This is a genomic window from Ruminococcus callidus ATCC 27760, assembly GCF_000468015.1.
Lineage (GTDB): Bacteria > Bacillota > Clostridia > Oscillospirales > Ruminococcaceae > Ruminococcus_C > Ruminococcus_C callidus.
Window position 1 is genome coordinate 29,240 of record NZ_KI260465.1, and the last position, 8,339, is coordinate 37,578.

Annotated in this window: 4 protein-coding genes; all 4 read left to right on the plus strand. The window is 52.6% G+C overall.

Annotated elements, in window-relative coordinates; translation table 11 throughout:
• Positions 1-233 precede the first annotated feature (233 nt).
• The 4 genes from RUMCAL_RS14820 (at position 234) to RUMCAL_RS11815 (ending at position 8,293) form a co-directional block, all read left to right on the plus strand.
• The gene (locus tag RUMCAL_RS14820) at positions 234-695 is read left to right on the plus strand and encodes a MarR family winged helix-turn-helix transcriptional regulator (protein ID WP_051343849.1); all 462 of its coding nucleotides are present in this window, start codon (positions 234-236) and stop codon (positions 693-695) included.
• Positions 688-3,018, plus strand: a complete 2,331-nt coding sequence (locus RUMCAL_RS11805; protein ID WP_021683145.1) for an ABC transporter ATP-binding protein — start codon at positions 688-690, stop codon at positions 3,016-3,018. Before RUMCAL_RS14820 ends, RUMCAL_RS11805 begins: the two co-directional genes overlap by 8 nt.
• Positions 3,008-4,831, plus strand: a complete 1,824-nt coding sequence (locus RUMCAL_RS11810) for an ABC transporter ATP-binding protein (RefSeq protein WP_021683146.1) — start codon at positions 3,008-3,010, stop codon at positions 4,829-4,831. Before RUMCAL_RS11805 ends, RUMCAL_RS11810 begins: the two co-directional genes overlap by 11 nt.
• A 306-nt stretch (positions 4,832-5,137) precedes the next feature.
• The gene (locus RUMCAL_RS11815; protein ID WP_021683147.1) at positions 5,138-8,293 is read left to right on the plus strand and encodes a YfhO family protein; all 3,156 of its coding nucleotides are present in this window, start codon (positions 5,138-5,140) and stop codon (positions 8,291-8,293) included.
• Positions 8,294-8,339 lie beyond the last annotated feature (46 nt).

Sequence of the window (8,339 nt, forward strand, 5' to 3'; positions counted from 1 at the left end):
GTCGCACAATCTTTGTGCGGTATTGCCTTAAGAACTCGTTCGGATTTTTGTGGTTCTGAACAAATTGAATAAAACTTTTTCGTGCATTCTGCTGTGCTTTGGCGGAATGCACTTTTTTTGTGTCAGGCAGATGAAAACTGCAAAATCCCCTTGACAAAATAAATAGCATGCGTTATAATAGAACAAAGTTATTTCATAACAATGTTATTGAATACAAATAGGAGGTGGAACACTTGAAGTGTGATGCAAAAACATTTTTCGGGGTGATAAATGCGTTTCGCAGTCTGAATCTGTTTTCGCTGCTGCCGCTGTCCCGACAGGAGTATATGGTGATGTTTGTAATTGCCGGACAGCGGAAAACCAATCCGGAGGGCAGCACGGTGTCTATGGTGACACAGAAGATGCACGTGCCCCAGCCGGCAGTTTCTCGCACGCTGCGTGGGCTGGAAAACGACGGTTATATCTGCCGCGAAGTATGCCGCACTGACCGGCGGAATACCTATGTGACACTGACGGCTGCCGGCGAGGCAGAGGTGCAGCGGGCGAATCAGCTGTTGGAGGATTTTCACAGGGGGATTCAGAAACGCTTTACACAGGAAGAAGCCGACCAGCTGATGGAACTGCTTCAGCGGCTCTATGCGGCGGCCTCAGAGGAACTGGAGGAAATGAAAGGAGAGAGCGCGACCAATGGGTAAACTTTTCAAAAATCTGAAACCCTACTGGAGTTCCGTGTTGCTGATCTTGGTGCTGTTGGTGGTACAGGCATTTTGTGACCTGTCCCTGCCGCAGTACACTTCGGATATTATTGACACCGGAATCCAGAACAGCGGCGTGGAACACATTCTGCCGGAACAGATCACGGCAGAAGAATTCGAAAACGCCCAGCTTTTCATGACGGAAAGCGAAAAACAGAAGTGGCAGAATGCCTATGACGGAGAACAGAGAAAGGAAAGTCTGTCGGGCAAAGATCTGGACGAACTGGACAGCGACCTGCTGGTACCGGTGCTGCTGAACTATCAGATGTCCATGATGAGTGAGGACAGCTTTCGGGAGATGCTGGCACAGCAGCAGACCGATCCCAACGCGGCGGCTCAGATGGAGCAGATGACCGTGGAGGAACTCGGTGCTGCCATGGGCGTAGAACTGCAACCGTTTCAGCGGACAGAGGAGGACAGCGACGGCAACTCGTCCACAGTGACTTGTGTCGATGTCCGCCCCGTGTTTGCGGCAATGCAGCAGAGCGGACAGCTCAATGAAGATACAGTCACCCAGATGCGTTCCCAGCTGGAAGATATGCTGGACACTATGGGGGATTCGCTGGTACAGTCTATGGGCGTTGCCTATGCGGTGCAGTGTGACAAAGACGCAGGGCTGGACATAGACAAGATCCAGACCAGCTATCTCTGGCGAACCGGCAGCAAGATGATGGCGATGGCATTTGCCATGATGGCTGCGGCGATTTGTGTTTGTTATGTGGCTTCCCGCGTGGGTGCCGGTGTCGGACGTGATCTCCGCGGCAAGGTGTTCAGCCGTGTCATGCAGTTTTCCAGTGCGGAAATGGATCAGTTTTCCACTGCTTCACTGATTACCCGAAGCACCAATGATATTCAGCAGGTGCAGATGGTTACGGCGATTTTCCTGCGAATGCTGCTGTATGCTCCGATTCTGGGCATTGGCGGCGTTCTGAAAGTGGTACACACCGGAGCCGGCATGGGCTGGGTCATTGTACTGGCAGTGCTGGTAATTCTGGGAATCGTCGGCGTGCTGATGGCGATCGCTATGCCGAAGTTCCAGAAAATGCAGGTGCTGGTGGATAAGGTGAATCTGGTTTCCCGTGAGATCCTGACCGGACTGTCCGTCATTCGGGCGTTCGGACGGGAAAAGACCGAGGAAGAACGCTTCGACAAGGCGAACCGCGACCTCACCAAGACCAACCTGTTTGTCAACCGTGTCATGACCTTCATGATGCCGGTGATGATGCTGATCATGTACAGCCTGACCATTCTGATCGTGTGGGTCGGTTCTCACCGCATTGACGGCGGCTCTATGCAGGTCGGCTCTATGACTGCATTCATTACGTATGCGATGATGATCGTCATGTCGTTCCTGATGCTGACCATGATGTCCGTCATGCTGCCCCGTGGTTCTGTGGCAGCCAAACGTATTGACGAAGTGCTGCAAACCAAGACCTCTGTACAGGAAACAGCACAGCCGAAACATTTGCAGGACAGCAAGGGCGTGCTGACCTTTGATCATGTCTGCTTCCGCTATCCGCATGCGGAGGAGAACGCTCTGACAGACCTTTGCTTCACGGCAAAGCCCAACCAGACCACGGCGATCATCGGCAGCACCGGCTGCGGCAAGTCCACACTGGTGAACCTGATTCCCCGTCTGTACGATGTCACAGCAGGCAGCATTACGCTGGACGGCGTGGAACTGCGTGACCTGCCGCTGGAAGAACTGCGGCAGCAGATCGGTTTTGTTCCGCAAAAGGGCGTGCTGTTCTCCGGTACCATTGCCAGCAACCTGCGGTTCGGCAATCCGGACGCTTCCGATGCAGAAGTACAGCAGGCGGCGGAAATTGCACAGGCAATGGAATTTATCCAAGAGAAGCCCGACCGGTTTGACAGTACCATTGCACAGGGCGGTACCAATGTTTCCGGCGGACAGAAACAGCGTCTGACTATCGCCAGAGCCATTGCCAAGCACCCGAAAGTGTTCGTCTTTGACGACAGCTTCTCCGCACTGGATCTGAAAACCGATGCGGCTCTGCGAAAGGCACTGGGAGAACAGGTGCAGGACAGCACCATGATCATCGTGGCACAGCGAATCAGCACCATTCTCCATGCTGACCAGATTCTGGTTCTGGAAGAAGGCAAAATTGTCGGCAAGGGCACCCATGAGGAACTGCTGAAGAACTGTGAGGTATATCAGCAGATCGCCAAGTCCCAGCTTTCCCCGTCGGAACTGGGCTTGGAGGAAACACCGGAGGAAGGAGCGATGACAGATGGCGAATGAAAGACGGCGTATGGGCGGACGCGGACAGATGCCGGTAGAAAAGGCGAAGGACTTTAAAGGCTCTATTGGCAAACTGTTTGCATATATGAAGCAATATCATGCCGCAGTGGCCGTGGTAATTCTGTGTGCAATTGCCTCCACCGTGTTCAGCGTGATCGGACCGGACATTCTGGGTAAGGCGACCACGGAACTTTCCAACGGACTGCTGGCGAAGATTCAGGGAACTGGCAGCATTGATTTCACCAAGATCGGACAGATTTTGCTGTTTGTGCTGGGACTGTATCTGCTGAGTACTCTGTTCAGCTTTGTGCAGGGCTGGCTGATGACCGGTGTCACACAGAAAGTCTGCTACCGCATGCGGAAAGACATTTCGGAAAAAATCGACCGCATGCCAATGGCATATTTTGAAAGCCGTACCTACGGCGAAGTGTTGTCCCGCATCACCAACGACGTGGACACACTGGGACAGAGCCTGAACCAGAGCATCACCCAGATCATTACTTCCGTGGCGACTATGGTCGGCGTACTGGTAATGATGCTTCGTATCTCGCCGCTGATGACTCTGATCGCTGTGGTAATTCTCCCGATTTCCGTAACTCTGATTTCTCTGGTGGTGAAAAAATCCCAGAAGTACTTCAAGCAGCAGCAGGAATATCTGGGACACATCAACGGACAAGTGGAAGAAACCTATGCCGGCCACACAGTGATTCAGGCGTATAATAAAGAAAAGGACATGGTGCAGCAGTTTCAGGAAACCAACGATACCCTGTACCACTCCGCATGGAAATCCCAGTTTCTGTCTGGCTTGATGCAGCCGATCATGATGTTCGTGGGCAATCTGGGTTATGCCGCTGTGGCACTGTCCGGCGGTCTGCTGGCGATTCGCGGCACGATCACCATTGGTGACATTCAGGCGTTTATCCAGTATGTGAAGAACTTCACCCAGCCCATGCAGCAGATCGCACAGGTACTCAATCAGGTGCAGTCTATGGCTGCGGCAAGCGAACGTGTCTTTGAATTCCTCGAAGAAGCGGAAGAAGTGCAGACAGCAGAGCACCCGCTGGAACTGGCAAACGTGGAGGGTAATGTTGATTTTCAGCATGTTTCCTTTGGTTACCAGCCGGAGCAGTGCGTGATCCACGATTTCAGTGCCAAGGTAAAGTCCGGACAGAAGATCGCCATTGTAGGCCCCACCGGTGCCGGAAAAACCACAATGGTGAAGCTGCTGATGCGGTTCTATGATGTCAGTGGCGGTGCGATCCTGCTGGACGGCCATGATGTGCGGGACTTCGACCGCCACAAGCTGCGGGAATCTTTCGGCATGGTGTTGCAGGACACATGGCTGTTTCAGGGTACCATTATGGAGAATATCCGGTACGGCAGACTGGACGCGACAGATGAAGAAGTCATTGCCGCCGCAAAGGCTGCCCATGCGGACAGCTTTATCCGCCAGCTGCCGGACGGCTACCAGATGGAACTGAACGAAGATGCCAGCAACGTTTCACAGGGACAGAAACAGCTGCTCACCATTGCCCGTGCCATTCTGGCGGACAATCGGGTCATGATTCTGGACGAGGCGACCTCCTCTGTGGATACCCGTACAGAAATTCTGATTCAAAAGGCAATGGATCACCTCATGGAGGGCAGAACCAGCTTTATCATTGCCCACCGGCTGTCCACCATTCGCAATGCCGATATGATTCTGGTCATGAAGGACGGGGACATCATCGAGCAGGGCACCCACGAAGAACTGCTGGAGAGGAACGGATTCTATGCCGATCTGTATCGTTCACAATTTGCCCAGACTGCATAAAGCGGTACCGCACGAAGAATAGCATTCCCTTGAAAATGCCTCGTACAGCGTTGTGCTGTGCGGGGCATTTTTGCATTTGCAGGGAAATTTTGCAGGGCAGGCGGCTTTCGTGGTTTTTATGGATTTTGGGATATGGCTTTCGTACTTTTCCGTGTTTTTTGCATAAAAAGGGCTTGCCAAACGGGAAAGATTGTGCTATAATGTTGGTATCTGTTGTTCTGTCCGCAGGAGGGGAACGGCGGAACACACTTTCCGGATTCTGTTGCTGGGATCCGGCGATCATCTTATCATTTAAGGAGGACTTTCATGGCAACCACCAAAATCCAAGCTGCCCCACAGACTGCGAAACGCAGTTTCAGTGCCGGCAGTGTCATCTCTGCAATCGGCAGATGGATCGTCCGGAACCGGATCTATCTCATCGCCTTTGCCATTCCGGCTGTGCTGACCTATCTGGCATACGCCCTTTTCGGACTCTACCCCTTTGGCGAAGAATCCGTGCTCTGTCTGGACCTGAACGGACAGTATGTGTATTATTTCGAGGCACTCCGTGATGCGTTCTGGGGTGACGGCAGCATCTTCTACAACTGGTCGCGAAATCTTTCCGGCGAGTTTATGGGCATTATTGGCTATTATCTGGCGAGCCCGTTCACGCTGATCGTCATGCTCCTGCCGGAGAAATTCATGCTGAGCAGCCTGCTGATCATGCAGCTGTGCAAGCTGGGTGCAGCCGGTGCAACATTTAACTACTTCTTACAGAAACGCCGCGGCGTACAGCCGTACCCGTCACTGCTCTTTTCCACCATGTATGCGATGATGGCATACGGCGTGATCCAGCTGATCGACCCCATGTGGCTGGACGGTCTGGTATTCCTGCCGCTGATCATGCTGGGCATTGAATATTTGGTCGATGACGGCCGCCGGCTGAATTTCATCATTCCGCTGGCACTGATGTGTGTGGCAAACTTCTATATCGGCTACATGATCTGCTTCTTCGTGATCCTGTACTTCCTGTTTTATCTGTGCTTCGGCTCGGACAAGAAGCGGAAGGGTTATGACTATTTCACCGCGTTTGTACGGATCGCGTATTCTTCCGTCATTGCACTGGCATGTGCGGCATTCATGCTGCTGCCGGTGTACAACGCTCTGAAACTGGGTAAGTTCGAATTCACAGATCCGGACTACAGCTTCCGGTTCCAGTCGTTCCCGCTGAGCAAGAAACTGCTGGAAAATGCACAGGATTCGCCGCTGCTGGTGTTCCTGTGCGACCTGCTGGACATGTTCCCGCAGCTGCTGCCGGCACAGTATGACTCTGTAAACGTACAGGGCAAGCCGGAAATCTACTGCGGTCTGCTGACACTGGTTCTGCTGCCTCTGTTCTACCTGAACAAAAAGGTCAACCGGAAAAAGAAGATCGGGTATTCTCTGCTGATCGCTGTGATGGTAATGTGCATGCTGATCACACCGATAGACATGATGTGGCACGGCGGACAGGTGCCGAACTGGCTGCCGTTCCGCTATGCATTCCTGCTGTCCTTTGTGTTCCTGACCATGGCGGCAACTGCATTCGCAAACCGCGACGGCATCGAAAAGAAGCACCTGATCGGATCGGCAGTGATAATGGCGGTCATCATTGCCATTGTTGCCGGTCTGAAATTTGACCAGATGGCAAAGGGTGCTGTCTGGATCTCTGCGGCACTCATGGGCATTTACCTGATCCTGCTGTACTTCATGCTGGGCGGAAAGATCACGCAGGGCAAGCGTGGCGTAAGCGTTGCCCTGACCACTATGATGCTGATCATGGTAGGCGGCGAAGCAACCTATAACGCTGTAGATTCCATGAAGGACATCGACAAGGAAGTGGCATACTCCACCCGTGCCTCCTATCAGAACTACGTGCAGAACGGACGTGCGGCAACACAGATGCTGGAGGAAAAGGACGACGGCTTCTACCGTGCGGAAAAGACATTCTTCCGCTGTGTCAACGATAATGCGGCATTCGGACTGAAAGGTATCTCGCACTCCAGTTCTGTTATGAACACCCGTGCCATCAATTTCATTGAAACCTTGGGTTACTGCATGCACAGCTACTATACCCGCTATGACGGCAACACCGAAATTGCGGACTCTCTGCTGGGCATCAAGTATGTGCTGGACCGCGGGGAAAGCGGTGATCAGAACCGCCGTCTGAATCCGGCATATGAAGCACGCTGGGCATACGACTATACCAACGAAAATGGTACTGCAAAGACCATTACCGCTTATGAAAATACCAACGCTCTGTCTATCGGCTACATGGTAGACGAGGATGTGCAGAAGATCGATCATCTGGGCAACGACAATCCGTTCAACAGCCAGAACATCTTCATGAGCACCATGAGCGGACAGACCACATTTGACGAAAACGGACAGTTCCAGAGCTGGCACGAGTATTACACACCGCTGAATCTGGCAGAAAATCCGATCGTCAGCGATGCAATCACCACAAGCCCCTACGGCGAACAGACCAAGTATGACGTGACCGGCGACGGCGACCCCACTGTGGACTTCCACTTGGTGGCAGAGTCCAACGAACCGATCTACATCTACTTCAAGACCGAGTTCCAGAAGAAAGTCAACTTGTGGATGTCCACATGGAACGACAGCGAATGGAGCGAGGCAGAAAACGGCTGGAAGGAATCTAACAGCGGCGACTTCACTTGGAAAGATGCCGATGAATATGCCAAGAACAACGGCGGCTTCCAGTCTATGGGCGAATACTTCGAGGGCGATAACTACATTGCTCTGCGTCTGGGTACCTTTGAGCCGGGCACGAAGATCACCCTGCGTATGACCATTGCCAATGAGGAAAAGTTCACCATTGTCAAGAATTTCCTGTTCTACACCTATCATCCGGACGTATTCCAAGAAGATGTTGACATTCTGAAGCAGAATCAGTGGCAGATCGACACCAAAAAGAGCAACGACCGGAAGCTGACTGGTACCATTACCGCAGAAGACGGTCAGATCATGATGACTTCCATTCCGGATCAGCCGGGCTGGACCGTGAAGGTAGACGGCAAGAAGGTCGATCAGGTAGCAATCGTAGATGCCATGATCGGTGTGCCGCTGTCTGCCGGAGAACATACCGTGACCATGACCTACACACCGCCGGGGTGGTGGATCGGCATGGGCACACTGGCAGGCGGCATTATCCTGATCGTGCTGTTCTGGTTCGGTGACCGCAAGCGGTATGCTGCAATGCTGGCAGAGATCGAAGCTGAAAAGGAACGGGAACAGCAGCAGGCGAAAAAACGCGTGAAGCTGAAGTCCGGTACCAAGGACAAGGCAAATGACGACTCTCCGGAGAAGCTGCTGGAAAAACTGGAGGCACTCCACCAGCAGGGCATTCTGGACGACAAGGAATTTGCAGCCAAAAAGGCGGAAATTGAAAAGAAAAAGAAAGCGGACGGTAAACAGACATAATCGTTGGTTTTCGTAAGGGCAATACCGCACAAAGATTGTGCGACAG

Bases quoted from the DNA above. Each gene is read 5' to 3' on its own strand.
- RUMCAL_RS11805 (WP_021683145.1), top strand. From the start codon at position 688: ATGGGTAAACTTTTCAAAAATCTGAAACCCTACTGGAGTTCCGTGTTG.
- RUMCAL_RS11810 (WP_021683146.1), top strand. From the start codon at position 3,008: ATGGCGAATGAAAGACGGCGTATGGGCGGACGCGGACAGATGCCGGTA.
- RUMCAL_RS11815 (WP_021683147.1), top strand. From the start codon at position 5,138: ATGGCAACCACCAAAATCCAAGCTGCCCCACAGACTGCGAAACGCAGT.